This window comes from Maricaulis maris (genome assembly GCF_003634045.1).
GTDB lineage: Bacteria > Pseudomonadota > Alphaproteobacteria > Caulobacterales > Maricaulaceae > Maricaulis > Maricaulis maris.
Genome location: NZ_RBIM01000003.1, coordinates 306533 through 319951, shown reverse-complemented (window position 1 = coordinate 319951; position 13419 = coordinate 306533). Strand labels below are relative to the sequence as shown.

Genomic DNA, 13419 nt, shown 5'->3' with positions numbered 1-13419 from the left:
GTGACGCCGCTGGCGGCATGGGCCCTTCCTCGCTTGTGCTCGGACCCCATCGACCTCAGCTTCGCGATGCGAAGCTGAGCCCACTTCCCCACATCGTGGGGAAGAAAAGAAGAACCGGCCCGACCCTTCCCGCTTGCCTTTTTCCGCGCGCCGGTGCTTGCATGCCTTTGAACGCCCGACGGGAATGCCAGCGCCATGGTTCGCAAGACAAAATCGAAATCATCGGCCCAGCCGGGCGCGCCGTCGATCGTGGTGGGTTGGCGTGAATGGGTGTGTCTGCCCGATCTCGGCGCGGTCCGCGTCAAGGCCAAGATCGATACCGGCGCCCGCACCTCGGCCATCCATGCCTGGAAAATCCAGCCTTTCGACAAGGACGGCGAGAATTGGGTTCGCTTTGAACTGCATCCCAACCAGGACGACAACAAGACCCGTATCCCCTGCGAGGCGCGGGTGGTCGACAGCCGCTTGATCAAGAGCTCGAACGGGCAGGAACAACGCCGTTATGTGGTCCGCACCGCGATGCAGCTCGGCCCGCATGTCTGGCCAATCGAGTTGACGCTGACGCGGCGGGATGAAATGGGCTTTCGCATGTTGGTCGGTCGCACCGCCTTGAAGCCGGGTGCGCTGGTCAATCCGTCGAAATCCTTTCTGTGTCCGACCGTGGCTTAGGCTGCGGTCTGTTTCGTGTTACCCCGTCCCCAGGCAGCCGCCACACCGGAGATAATCTCGATGCATTTGCTCATGCTGGCCCGCAATCCCAACCTCTACTCGCACAAGAGGCTGGTCGAGGCGGCCGAGGCGCGCGGCCACGAGATCGACATCTATGATACGCTGAAGATGTATATGAACATCACCTCGCATCGGCCCGAGGTGCGCTATCAGGGCCGCATCCTGAAAGGCTATGACGCGGTCATTCCGCGCATCGGTGCCTCGATCACCAATTACGGCATGGCTGTGGTGCGCCAGTTCGAGATGATGGGTGTGTGGTCGGCGAATGAGTCCGTCGCCATCGGCCGGTCGCGCGACAAGTTGCGCTCGCTGCAGCTGCTGTCGCGCGCCGGCCTCGGCTTGCCGGTCACCGCCTTTGCCCACGACACCTCGATGACCGATGATGTGCTCGATATTGCCGGCGGTGAGCCGGTCGTGATCAAGCTCTTGGAGGGTACACAAGGCGTCGGCGTCGTGCTGGCGGAAACCCGCCGCTCGGCCAAGTCGGTGATCGAAGCCTTCCGCGGCGCGAAGGTGAATATCCTGGTCCAGGAATTCATCAAGGAAGCCGGCGGCGCCGATATCCGCACCATCGTGGTCGGCGGCAAGGTCGTCGCGGCGATGAAGCGCCAGGGCGCCGAGGGCGATTTCCGTTCCAACCTGCATCGCGGTGGCTCGGCCACCAAGATCAAGCTGACCCCGGAAGAACGCTCGACCGCCGTGCGCGCGGCCAAGGTCATGGGGCTCAATGTTGCCGGTGTCGACATGCTGCGCGGCAATCATGGCCCGCTGATCATGGAAGTGAATTCCTCGCCGGGCCTGGAAGGCATCGAAGCCGCCACCGGCGTCGATGTCGCCGACAAGATCATCGATTTCGTTGAAAAGACGGCTGTGCCCGGCAAGACCAAGACCCGCGGCACCGGATGATGCGCGAACCATTCGAGATTGCCGGCGAGCAGGTCGCGCCGGGGACCACGAAGATCGTCCAGATTCCGGTCTCGGTCCTGTCCGATCACACGCCGATGTCGCTGTCGGTGCAGGTGTTGCACGGCAAGCGACCGGGCCCGGTCATCTTTGTGTCCGCCGCCATCCATGGTGACGAAATCATCGGCGTCGAGATGATCCGCCGCCTGATCCGCACGCCGCAAATGCGCTCGATCGCCGGCACGCTGATCTGTGTGCCGGTGGTCAACACCTATGGCTTCATCACCCATTCGCGTTACCTGCCCGACCGGCGCGACCTCAACCGCTCCTTCCCGGGCGCGCCGACCGGCTCGCTGGCGGCGCGGCTGGCCGATATTTTCATGACCGAGGTGGTCGAGCGCTGCGAGGCCGGGATTGATCTCCACTCGGCCGCCGTCAACCGCACCAATCTGCCGCAGATCCGGGTCGACACGAAAGTGCCCAAGGCGCTCGAGCTGGCCCAGGAATTCGCCGCCCCGGTGATCGTGCATTCTTCCTTGCGGGACGGTTCGCTGCGCGAAGCCGCCCAGAAGCGCGACATTCCGGTGATCGTCTATGAGAGCGGCGAGGCGCTGCGCTTTGACGAGACGGCGCTGCGCATGGGGGTGAAGGGCATTCTGCGCGTGCTCGGCAAGCTGGGCATGATCCGCTCGGACAAGCGCATCAAGGCGACGCTGCGCTCGGAGATCGGCAACAAGTCGAGCTGGGCGAGGGCTTCAATGGGCGGCGTCCTGCGCATGCACCGCGATTGCGGCGAGCATGTCGAGGAAGGCACGCTGATCGCCACCCTGTCCGACCCGCTCGGCACCACCGAAGTCGAGATCACCGCACCCTGCGACGGCCTCATCATCGGCCGCACCGTCCTGCCCATCGTCAATGAGGGCGACGCCGTCGTCCATATTGCGGAAATCCTCAAACGCCGCAATGAGGAGCCGATGGTCCAGCTCGGCGAAGCGCTGAGCAATGACCCGCTGTTTGACGAGGACGAGATTATTTAGGCGGGGGGTGAGGGATGCACCGGAAACCGGGTTTGTCATCCCCGCCGGATGTCCGGCGAAGGCCGGACGCAGGGCGGGGACCTAACAGGTTACAACATTTAGGCCCCTGACTTTCGCCGCGCCGTCGCGGGGCGTCCATCAGGGATGACAACAGGCGTGCACGCGCTCTTTGATCCATATATCGCTTGTCAGCCAGCGGGCCGTATCCGCTTCTTCAAGTCAAGGGCGGCGCAGCCGCCGCTTCGCGGTTACACCCTTGACCTCAAGAACCGGATACGGCGATCTCTCGGCAAGCGGTTTATGGACGGGTGAGCGCGGGGCGCCTCTTGTTCACGCGCTCCTGCCACCGGTCGACTATGCCGCGATCTCGCGCCGGGCCAGGTCTGCGATGAAGGCCGAACGCGTGACGCCGCGCTCTCTGGCGGTCTCGTCGATGGCCTGAAGCAGGCCGGCATCCATCGTCAGGTTGGCCTTAACCGTGCGGCCGGTCATCGAGACGACCGGGATGGACATCAGAAACGCGCCGCTCGACATGAGCTTGGCATAAACGACGTCGTTGCGGATTTTCTCGTGCACGTCGGCGAGCGAACTCGGCGCGATCATCGCCTCATCCTCGAACCAGAGGGACAGCGCCTCACGTGCCTTGGCGGGAACCTCGTCGAGCGTATCGGCTGCCGAGAAGCAGCCAGGGAGGTCGGGGAAATGGATGCCGTGCGCACTGTCCCCCTCTTGGGTCACAATGGCGTAGAAATTGGGCATGGTTGAGCCTCCGTCCTAGTCGATCCAGCCGGCCTGCCGGTAGATCGCACGGACCAGACCGGTCGGCAGGTCCTTTTTGGGGTGCGGCACGACCAGGGTGATCATGCCCTTGCGATACTTGTGGTGCGACCCCTTCGTCGTGACGTGCTCGAAACCGTCTTTCTCAAGCAGCTTGATGAGCTTGCGGCTATTGGTTTCGAGCTCCATCAGGATCGCTCCATGTATACGCATTATTATGCGCCCTTGACCCTCCGTGGTCAATCGGTAATGCGCCTTTGCTCGGGCTGTCCTGGAGGCTGGGACAAGCACGATCCAAGGGCGCTCAGGTGTTGGTACCCAAAGCCGTTTTGCCAGACCAATTGTGTATGTCCTGGCTTTTCCTCGTTGCCTTCTCCCTTCCTTCAAGACATTTTTGTACCAATTCGATAGGTAGTGCGCGTGGGACGGGACTGCAGATGAATATCGAATTCGTGCGAGCCAATCTCGATCAGCACCGCGACTTGCTCATAGACTTCAATATTGAGTACCTCAGCTGGATCGATGACTCGGTGCAGGATCGGTACGGGCTCTCGCTGCCAAGCCTCCTGGGCATGCCTATCCCGGACTATGTCCACAGCTCGTTGGACAAGCTGTGTGAGGGAACGCCGCCAGACGGCGTTGTCTATCTCGTCTTTGATGGGGAGGTCGCGCTTGGGATGGGCGGGCTCCGCCGCATCCGAGACGGCGTTGGCGAGATCAAACGCATCTATGTCTCCCGCACGAGCCGCGGCGGAGGCGTGGGCGCAAAGGTCCTGAACCGGCTCGTCCGTGACGCGCGGAGCTTTGGCTATCAAGACCTGGTGTTGGACACGGGCCCCTTCATGACGTCCGCTCATCGTCTTTACGAGGCGGCGGGCTTTGCCGATATCCCGCCCTATCCGGAAGCAGAGGTGCCGGAAGCGCTGCACCATGGCTGGCGCTTCATGCGCTGTCGACTGGGCTGACCGATCGGCGGCCTTCGGCGCGACGCCGGCAATCCTGGGCTATTTGATGGCGTGCAGCTTGTCCCACATGTCAATCGGAGGCGCATCCTTCGTCATGTCGGCGACCATGGCGACAAAGTCGGCATTGAAATAGCCCTTGGTGACCTCCCAGAGCGCCCGACCGCGTTCCGTGCCAAGCACAAAGAAAATCACGCCGCGATAGGTCTCCCACGACTCCTTCGTGATCGCGCCGTTCTTGTATTGCAGCCACTCATATTCCCGAGCCCGCATCTGCCCGATCATCCAGAAAACGAGTTTCGTTTTTTCCTCGAAGCTTGGAGGTTCAGCCTTCGACATGATGAGGCCAAGTTCCGGGAAGTCGACGAATTTGTAGACGCCGGTCTGGTCATAGGTGAGCTGAGCCTGCCGAGCTTCGGACCGCATTTGCCGCGCGCCCTGGTGAACCTGCAGCGCGAGGTAGATAAGGGTCGCGGCAACGACGATAGCACCGACGATTTGCGCAACAAGTGCCGCTTGCTCAAGAGTCATGGTCGCATCTCCAAGTCCTTCTGAACCATGATAGGGCGCCAGAGTGTCGCCCGCCATCGAAAGCTCCGGCAGCGAAGCTCTTGTCTGGAAAAATGGCGACAGGAAAAAGGTGGTGTCAGGCACCAATTATTCGAAAGCCTGAGGGTTCACGTTCCCCGTCCTGCGCCCCGCGCGGACCCACCCATAAATTCCTTGTCAGCCAGCCGGCCGTATCCGGTTCTTGAGGTCAAGGGCGCCGCAGGCGCCGCTCCGCGGGCATGCCCCTTGAGCTCAAGAAGCGGATAGGGCTGTCTCCCGGCAAGCGGTTTATGGCAGGGTGTGCGCGGGGCGCCATCCCTTATAAGGGATGAATTTTGGCGTTGGTACCGCGCGACGGCCACTTTGAAACGCCACGAGGTTCCAGATATTGCGGCCAATTCAACATATTACAATGTCATGCGGGGGCTTGGGTGGCAAACTTGTAGTCCCTTATAAGAGGCAAGGCTGCCTTATAAGGGAAGCCTTCTCAGCGAGCGGTAGGCTTGGCCAGCGGTTTGACCGGTTTTTGACCGGGCTTTTCACCGGCTGAATCGATTTGTGATAGCTTGTGGCCTGCACTGGCCTGGGTCGGCCTGCACCGGGATTGCCGCGACTTGGTCCGATTGCCTGGCGTCATCCGCCACCTCGCCCCTATCAACCCATCCCGCCACCACCCGGCGTTTCAATCTCCACACTGTCGCCAGCCTCGACATCAATGCGGAACAGGCCGGGCAGGTCTTCGCTCTCACCGCTCGCCCGGATCACGCGCTGCCTGCCACTGAGGGCCTCGCCGCCGCCATCCAGTCCGAAAGGGCGCTCGATACGGCGGGAGGAGAGGAGGGCGACTTCCATGGGTTCCAGGAAGGTGAGGCGGCGGACCGATCCCTTGCCACCCGGCGCGCCGCCTTTACCGCCGGAGTCTTCGCGGATGCGGTGATGCTCGAGGCGGACCGGGAAGCGGCGTTCCAGGACTTCCGGGTCGGTCATGCGGGAATTGGTCATATGGGTGTGGATGGCGCTCTCGCCGGCGAAGGGTTTGCCGTCTGCGTCCTTGCCAGCGCCGGCGCCGCCGCAGATGGTCTCGTAATACTGGTGGCGGTCATTGCCGAAGGTGAGATTGTTCATGCTGCCCTGGCTGGCGGCGAGGCGGCCGGTGGCGCCGAACAGGGCGTCGACGACCAGCTGGCTGGTCTCGACATTGCCGGCGACCACGGCGGCGGGCGGTTTTGGGTTGAGCAGGCAAGCCTCGGGCAGGATGATCTCGATCGGCTTGAGACAGCCCTCATTGAGCGGGATGGCATCGCCCACCAGGCAGCGGAAGACATAGAGCACGGCGGCGCGGGCGACCGAGGCGGGCGCGTTGAAATTGCTCGGGCGCTGGGGCGCGGTGCCGGTGAAGTCGACGACGGCCGAGCGGGCCTCGCGGTCGACGCGGATGGCGACACGGATATCGGCACCATCATCCAGCTTCACCGTGTGAGACCCGTCCGACAAGGCGTCGATGACCCGGCGGACGGCGCGCTCGGCATTGTCCTGGACATGGCCCATATAGGCTTTGACCACGGCCAGCCCGTTGTCGGCGACCAGCCGGTGCAGCTCGCCCGCCCCCTTGGCGCAGGCGGCCAGCTGGGCCTTCATGTCGGCGATGTTCTGGGACGGTTTGCGGGCCGGATGCGGGCCGGAGGCGAGCACGCCCGTGACGACCTCTTCGAGGAAGCGGCCCTTCTCCATCACTTTGACATTGCGGAATTGTACGCCTTCTTCCTCGATCGAGGTCGAGAAGGGCGGCATGGAGCCGGGCGCGATACCGCCGACATCGGCGTGGTGTCCGCGGGCCGCGACATAGAAGATGCGAGTCCCGGTCTCGGGATCATGCACCGGGGTGACCAGAGTGATGTCAGGCAGATGCGTGCCGCCATCATAGGGCGCATTGACCGCGACCGCGTCGCCGGGGCCGAGGTCGGGATGCGCCTCGGCGGCGGCGCGGACCGAGGCCGACATCGAGCCGAGATGGACCGGCATGTGCGGCGCATTGGCGACCAGCCCGCCTTCGGCGTCAAAGACGGCGCAGGAGAAGTCGAGCCGCTCCTTGATATTGACCGAGTGGGCGGTGCGTTCCAGCGCCACGCCCATCTGCTCGGCGACTGACATGAAACGCTTGTTGAACAATTCCAGCCGGATCGGGTCGAGCGCGGTATCGCCGCTGGCCTCGGCGGCAGCAATGGCGCGTTGGAGGGAGAGGGTGCCGTCGTCCAGCCGGACCGCTTTCCAGCCGGCATCGACGACGATGGTCGCATTGGGGTCCATGATCAGGGCCGGGCCGATCTCCTCACCGCCGGGACCGAACTGGTCGAGCCTGTAGACCGGCACATTCTGCCAGCTACCCTTGTCGAACAGGCGGGCGAGGCCGGTGGGGCGCGGCGTGCCACCGCTTACCGGCGGCATCTCCACCGACCAGTCACCGGAGCCGGGCGGGGCGCATTCGGCCTCGGCGGTGACCGACTCGATGACCAGGTCACCTTCGGGCACGAAGCCGAACAGGCGCTCATGGGCGGTGCGGAAATTTGCGACCATCACCTCGGCATTGTCGGCGGCGACCGGGATGGAGGTGTCGGAACCGGAGACTTTCAGGCGCCATTCGCGGCTCACCCGGACCTCGGCGAGCGGCAGGCCCTGCGCGGCCAGCGCGTCACGGGCGTCGTCGGCCAGGCGGTCGGCGACGGCACAGGCGCTGTCGAACGCGTCGGCGAAGTCACCCTCGACTGCGGCCATGCGGGTCTCGCGAATGTCAGCCAGGCCGATGCCCAGAGCCGAGAGCAGCCCGCCATAGGGGTGGATGAGGACGGTTTTCATGCCCAGCGCATCAGCGACCCGGCAGGCATGCTGGGCACCAGCGCCGCCAAAGGCAGACAGGGCATAGCCGGACGGATTAACGCCCTGGCCGATCGAGATCTGCTTGATCGCCTGGGCCATGCTTTCCACGGCGACGGCGAGGAAGCCCTCGGCGGCGGCTTCCGGCGTGTCCAGGCCCATGGCGTCGGCGAGGTCACCCAGCGCCGCGCGCGAGGCGTCGACATTGAGCGGTTGGTCGGAGGTGTCACCGAAGACATGCGGGAACCAGTCCGGCTGGATGCGCCCGAGCACGATATTGGCATCGGTGACAGCGGCCGGTCCGCCGCGGCCATAACCGGCGGGACCTGGCATGGCGCCGGCACTGTCCGGCCCGACCCGGGCCCGTTCGCCGTCAAAGGTGAGGATCGAACCGCCACCCGCCGCCACGGTGTGCACCGCCATCATCGGCGCGCGCAGGCGATGGCCGGCGACCAGCGTCTCCTGGACCCGGTCATAGCTGTCGCCATCATAGCGCGAGACATCGGTCGAGGTGCCGCCCATGTCGAATCCGATGACCTTGCGATGCCCGGCCTGTTTCGCTGTCTTGGCCATGCCGACCACACCGCCGGCGGGACCCGAGAGCACGGCGTCGCGGGCATGGAAGGCTCCCGCCGGAGCGAGACCGCCGGACGATTGCATGAAGAAGAGTGGTGTCCCCTCCAGCCCGCGATCCACGCGGTCGACATAGTCGCGCAGCACCGGGGTCAGATAAGCGTCGAGCACGGTGGTCGAGGCGCGCGGCACGATCTTGACCAAAGGCGAAGCGATGGAGGAGCGGATCACCGTGGCAAAACCGGCTTCGCGGGCGAGCGTCTCCAGCCGCGCTTCGTGGGTGTCATTGCCATAGGCGTGCATCAGCGCGATGGCGACTGTGGCCAGCCCGTCCTTCCTGGCGGCATCCAGCGCCCGGCGGGCGGCCTCCTCGTCCAGCGGGGTCAGGACCTCGCCATTCGCGTCCAGGCGTTCGTCGATTTCCACCACGCGGTCATAGAGTGGGCGGGGACGTTTGAGGTCGAGGGCGAAAATGTCGGGCCGGGTCTGGTCGCCGATGATCAGCAGATCCGCAAAGCCGCGTGTGACCAGTAAGAGCGTGCGGGCGCCCTTGCGTTCCAGCAGGGCATTGGTGGCGACGGTGGTGCCCATTTTCACAGCGCTCACAGCGGCACCCGCCGACAGGCGCCGCACGCCTTCGGTCGCAGCATCGCGATAGTCGGGGCTTTCTGACAGGAGTTTGAGCGCGTGCAGGCGGCCATCGGGCGCGCGGCCGATCACATCGGTGAAAGTGCCGCCCCGGTCGATCCAGAATTCCCACGCCTCGCGCCCGCGCTCGCTCATGCCGTCGCACTCCGTTTCAATCTGTCGCGGAGGTTAAGCATGGCATGGCGTGGTGCAACCGGCTTAAGCTGGTCACCAACTGCACAAGACCGGCTCCGCCCACTCGCGCAATGAGTGCGCGCTTCCTACATGGGCGACCGGAGGGTGACGCGTATGGGATTTTGGCGAAATCTGGCCGACCGTATCAGTGGTCGCGATTGTTTCCTGGAGTGTGATGGCTGCGATGACCGCGCCGCCGCACACAAGGTCAATGACGCCGATTTCGCCATGGCATTGATCGGGCTGGGCGCCAAGATGGCCAAGGCCGACGGCATGGTCTCACGCAGCGAGATCCGCGCTTTCTACGAGGTCTTCAAGCCGCCGCCTGAAGGCCGCGACGCGCTCGACCGGGCCTTTGAACTGGCGATGCAGACCACGCTCGGCTTTGACGGCTATGCCCGCCGGCTGGCGCGCCGTTTCCGCTGTTATCCGGCGATCCTGGAAGATGTGCTCGACGGGCTTTTCCACGTCGCCAAGGCCGATGGCACGATCACCCCGGACGAGATGGATTATCTGCAGCGCGTGGCCGACATTTTCGGCTTCTCCGAAACCGAATTCCGCCGCATCCTGGCCGGCCATGTCGAGCCGGACGACAAGGACCCCTATGTGATCCTGGGCATCGAGGCCGGCATCTCCGACCTTGATCTGCGCACGGCCTATCGCCGTATTGCCTCGCAGAATCACCCGGACCGGTTGATCGCGCGCGGCGCACCGCTCGAAATCCAGCGTCTGGCCGATGAAAAAATGGCAGCCATCAACGCGGCTTACGGCGAGATCCTGGCGCAGCGTGGTTTGGTCACACCGCTCACCAATTGACCTTTGGCCCATTGATGCCAACATGGTGGGAAGCGGGGGCGAACACGGAAAGAGGTTCATGACGGACGCTCGACATACATTCGCATCAGGTTTCTCCGGACGCGCCGGCCGGGTGGTACGCGATATTCTCGCGGCCCTCATCGCGCTTGCCGTCGTCGGACTTGTGATCTTCCTTGCTGCCATGCTGACGGCCGCCTTCCTCGTGGTGGCCGGTATTGCCGTGCTTGCCGCGGCGGGTTTCTGGGTCTGGCGCAAGCTGCGCGGTGGCCGGGCCTCGGCCCGCACGTCGCAGGCACGCTCCAGCGGTCCTGAAATCTTGGTCGCCACGCGCGGTCCGGAAGGCTGGACCGTCGATGGCGTCGGCCCGAGCTCGCGCTGACGACCGGATAAAGCCCGGTTTCCACACACGATTGTGATTGGGTCGGGCGTCGGCTGCGGCTAGGCTTTGATGATGCTCCTTCTGACCATCCGGCCTGCCTCATGATCCGTGCGTTCCTGTTCCTTGTCGGCATCACCCTGCCGTTGATGCTGGTCGGCTGTGTGTCGATGGTCCTGCCACGGGTGTCGCCGGAGACGGCGGGCCCGCCGGCTGTCCCAGCCCTGCAATCCGATGACCTGACGCGCGAAGGCTGGGAGGCGGGGCGGGACGACCTGCTGGCCCGTTTCGAGGCCGAGGTTTACGGCGCCTGGCCGGGCGACGCGCCGGTCCATGTGACTGAGCGCCGCGAGATCGAGGTCGACGCCTTTGGCGGCCGGGGCCGGATCGAGGAATGGGATGTCGCGATGGGTTCGCTGCAGACCCGCCTCGTCGTGGTGCTGCCGTTAGCGGCCAGCGAACCCGTCCCGGTCGTTGTGATGCAGACTTTCTGTGGCACCCGCACGGCTTTTGGCGGTCGGACCGACCTGTCGGCGCCCACCAATCCGTCGGCCCGTGAGTGTGGTTCGGGTGGGGGATGGCAAAACCAGCTCATGTCCATGATCTTCGGGCGCTACATCGCCTCGCCACCGTTCGAACAGATCCTCGATCGCGGCTATGCACTTGCCTTCCAGCATCCCGGTGAGATCGTGCCGGACAATCCGGCCGGCGCGGCGCCGGCGCTGGACGCGTTGATGCCGGGGCGCGAAAGCGGTGCCATCATCGCCTGGGCCTGGGGTTACGCCCGCGCCATTGATGCGCTGGAAAGCGATCCGCGCTTTGACCCGGAACGGATGGCGGTGTGGGGGCATTCGCGCAACGCCAAATCGGCGCTTGTTGCGGCAGCCTTTGATCCGCGGATCGACCTGGTCTTGGCGCATCAGGGCGGAACCGGTGGTACGACGCTGACCCGCAGTCATGCCGGCGAGAGTGTCGCCCAGATCACCGAAACCTATCCGTATTGGTTCAACGAGACCTACGCCGGTTATGCCGGCAATGAAGCGGCCATTCCCGTCGACCAGCACCAGCTGATTGCCCTGATGGCGCCGCGTCCCTTGCTGATCAGTGGCGGTTGGCGCGATGCTTGGTCCGACCCGCAGGGCAGTTTCCGGGCGGCGCAGGCGGCCAGCCCTGTCTATCAACTCTATGGCTCGGACGGGCTGCGACAATCACGCCTGGGCGGTTTTGAGCCGGGCGCTGATATCGCCGCTTTCATGCGCCGCGGGCTGCACGGGGTGCAACCCTCGGACTGGGACGCTTTCCTGGAATTTCTCGACGCGCATTTCCACCATTCGCAATAAGCACTTGCTGCCGATGGTGTCGGAGTCCATGACTGGGGGCATGCGTCTCAAGGATTTTCTTCTCCTCGTCGCGGTTTGTGTCGTCTGGGGTTTCAACTTCGTGGTGGCAAAATTCGCGGTGACCGGTGCGCCGGGCTGGGTGCCCGGCTTTGACGGCGTGCCGCCGATCTTCTTTGCCTTTTTGCGCTTTGCGATGCTCTACGCCTTCCTGGCCCCATGGCTGCGTCCGCGGCCGACCGACATCAAGACGATGATCGGTGTGGCGCTGTGCATGGGCGCGCTGCAATACGGCCTGCTGTTTATGGGCATGCGCTGGGCGACGCCGTCGGGCATGGCCATCGCGGTGCAGATGGGCGTGCCCTTCGCGACCATCCTGTCGGTCATTTTCCTGAAAGAGACGGTCGGCCTGCCGCGCATTGCCGGCATGATGCTGGCCTTTGCCGGGGTGATGCTGGTGATCGCCAATCCGGCGGCGCTGGACATGTCGATCGGCATGTTGCTGGGCGTCGGCTCGGCCTTCGTTGCGGCGATGGGCATGATCCTGGTCAAACGCCTGCCGATGGATTCGATCCGCATGCAGGCCTGGATCGGCTTGTTGTCCTGGCCGCCACTCCTGCTCTTGTCGCTGACCTTCGAGCAGAACCAGATTGCCAGCGTGCTCGACGGTGGCTGGGCCTTTGGTCTGGCGCTTCTGGTCACGGTCGTGCTGGTCAATATCTTTGGCCATGGCGTGTTCTACAATCTGCTGCAGCGTTATGATGCGACCCTGATCGCGCCGATCACCCTGCTGGCGCCGCTGGTCGGTGTGGTGTCGGGCATCTTGCTGACTGGCGATCCGACGGGTTGGCGCTTGTTCGTGGGCGGCGCCCTGACCTTGGCCGGTGTCGGGATCATTGCCCTGCGTCAGAACAAGAAACTGCCAGCCGCGGCGCTGGCGCGGGAGAAGACCCTTTGATTTCCGATATAAGCCCGGATGTCGGCCTTGATGTGAGGGCGGCGCCGTCGCCGAACTTCAATGATCGCAAGACGGCGATCCGCCTGATCGTGCTGCACTATACCGGCATGGAGAACGGGGCGGTCGCGATCGAGCGCTTGTGTGACCGCGCGGCGCAGGTCAGCGCTCATTATGTCATCCGCGAGGATGGCGGCATTCTGCAACTGGTCGGCGAGGACAAGCGCGCTTGGCATGCCGGTGTCGCCAGCTGGCAGGGCGAAGGCGATGTGAATTCGGCCTCGATCGGGATCGAGATCGTCAATGGCGGGCATGATTTTGCTTTGCCGGCCTATCCGACGATCCAGATCGACCGCTTGATCCGGCTTCTGAAGGATGTGATGGCCCGGCATGGCCTCGGCCCGGAGTGCGTGATCGGCCATTCCGATGTGGCGCCGGGCCGCAAGCAGGATCCGGGCGAGCATTTCCCCTGGGGTTTGCTGGTCGCGGCGGGCTGTGCCCGTGCGACACCGCCGGCGGGTGAGCCGGTGGACGATATTGCCGCCGGTCTCGAGCGGATTGGGTACGGGCTCGAGCCGGGTCTGGATGCGGTCATCGAGGCCTTCCAGCGACGCTGGCGCCCGGCGCTGGTGAATGGTGTGGCGGACCGGGAAACCCGCGGGCTCATCGCGGCGCTGGCCGGGCGCTCTTGACGCTCGGCCCGGTCTGACCG

General features: G+C 64.4%; 13 protein-coding genes. 9 read left to right on the top strand and 4 right to left on the bottom strand.

Annotated features, from left to right (window positions below; translation table 11 throughout):
- Positions 1 to 195 precede the first annotated feature (195 nt).
- From C7435_RS07520 to C7435_RS07510, 3 genes are read left to right on the top strand one after another with little or no spacing between them, the layout of a single operon-like run.
- Entirely contained in the window at positions 196 to 669 is a 474-nt protein-coding gene (locus C7435_RS07520; RefSeq protein WP_121210632.1) for an ATP-dependent zinc protease family protein, read from the top strand.
- Between the two features lie 60 nt (positions 670 to 729).
- A complete protein-coding gene (gene rimK / locus C7435_RS07515; RefSeq protein ID WP_075190346.1) occupies positions 730 to 1635 on the top strand; it encodes a 30S ribosomal protein S6--L-glutamate ligase in 906 nt (301 codons plus the stop codon).
- Entirely contained in the window at positions 1632 to 2669 is a 1038-nt protein-coding gene (locus C7435_RS07510; protein WP_075190347.1) for a succinylglutamate desuccinylase/aspartoacylase family protein, read from the top strand. The genes rimK and C7435_RS07510 overlap by 4 nt, the downstream gene beginning before the upstream one ends.
- Before the next feature lie 354 nt (positions 2670 to 3023).
- On the opposite strand, the gene C7435_RS07505 is transcribed toward C7435_RS07510, so the two are convergent.
- The gene (locus tag C7435_RS07505) at positions 3024 to 3428 is read right to left on the bottom strand and encodes a type II toxin-antitoxin system HicB family antitoxin (protein ID WP_121210631.1); all 405 of its coding nucleotides are present in this window, start codon (positions 3426 to 3428) and stop codon (positions 3024 to 3026) included.
- Positions 3429 to 3443: 15 nt separating this feature from the next.
- On the bottom strand, positions 3444 to 3659 hold the full coding sequence (locus C7435_RS07500; RefSeq protein ID WP_233350709.1) for a type II toxin-antitoxin system HicA family toxin: 216 nt from the start codon (positions 3657 to 3659) through the stop codon (positions 3444 to 3446).
- Between the two features lie 224 nt (positions 3660 to 3883).
- On the opposite strand from C7435_RS07500, the gene C7435_RS07495 reads away from it, so the two are divergent.
- Positions 3884 to 4411, top strand: a complete 528-nt coding sequence (locus tag C7435_RS07495) for a GNAT family N-acetyltransferase (protein WP_170150381.1) — start codon at positions 3884 to 3886, stop codon at positions 4409 to 4411.
- Positions 4412 to 4450: 39 nt separating this feature from the next.
- On the opposite strand, the gene C7435_RS07490 is transcribed toward C7435_RS07495, so the two are convergent.
- Both C7435_RS07490 and C7435_RS07485 read right to left on the bottom strand, forming a co-directional pair.
- A complete protein-coding gene (locus C7435_RS07490) occupies positions 4451 to 5062 on the bottom strand; it encodes a hypothetical protein (protein ID WP_233350708.1) in 612 nt (203 codons plus the stop codon).
- Between the two features lie 549 nt (positions 5063 to 5611).
- Positions 5612 to 9184 carry a hydantoinase B/oxoprolinase family protein gene (locus C7435_RS07485; protein ID WP_121210628.1) on the bottom strand — a complete coding sequence of 1191 codons (3573 nt, stop codon included), beginning with the start codon at positions 9182 to 9184 and terminating at the stop codon, positions 5612 to 5614.
- A gap of 153 nt (positions 9185 to 9337) precedes the next feature.
- Between C7435_RS07485 and C7435_RS07480 the strand changes: the two genes are divergently transcribed.
- The 5 genes from C7435_RS07480 to C7435_RS07460 all read left to right on the top strand — a co-directional run bounded on the left by C7435_RS07480 (position 9338) and on the right by C7435_RS07460 (position 13399).
- Positions 9338 to 10039 carry a molecular chaperone DjiA gene (locus C7435_RS07480; RefSeq protein ID WP_121210627.1) on the top strand — a complete coding sequence of 234 codons (702 nt, stop codon included), beginning with the start codon at positions 9338 to 9340 and terminating at the stop codon, positions 10037 to 10039.
- 58 nt (positions 10040 to 10097) lie between these two features.
- Positions 10098 to 10418, top strand: a complete 321-nt coding sequence (locus C7435_RS07475; protein ID WP_121210626.1) for a hypothetical protein — start codon at positions 10098 to 10100, stop codon at positions 10416 to 10418.
- 101 nt (positions 10419 to 10519) lie between these two features.
- A complete protein-coding gene (locus C7435_RS07470; RefSeq protein ID WP_121210625.1) occupies positions 10520 to 11755 on the top strand; it encodes an alpha/beta hydrolase family protein in 1236 nt (411 codons plus the stop codon).
- 40 nt (positions 11756 to 11795) lie between these two features.
- The gene (locus tag C7435_RS07465) at positions 11796 to 12710 is read left to right on the top strand and encodes a DMT family transporter (protein WP_121210900.1); all 915 of its coding nucleotides are present in this window, start codon (positions 11796 to 11798) and stop codon (positions 12708 to 12710) included.
- Complete coding sequence (locus tag C7435_RS07460) at positions 12707 to 13399, top strand: N-acetylmuramoyl-L-alanine amidase (RefSeq protein ID WP_233350707.1); 693 nt, start codon at positions 12707 to 12709, stop codon at positions 13397 to 13399. The genes C7435_RS07465 and C7435_RS07460 overlap by 4 nt, the downstream gene beginning before the upstream one ends.
- Positions 13400 to 13419 lie beyond the last annotated feature (20 nt).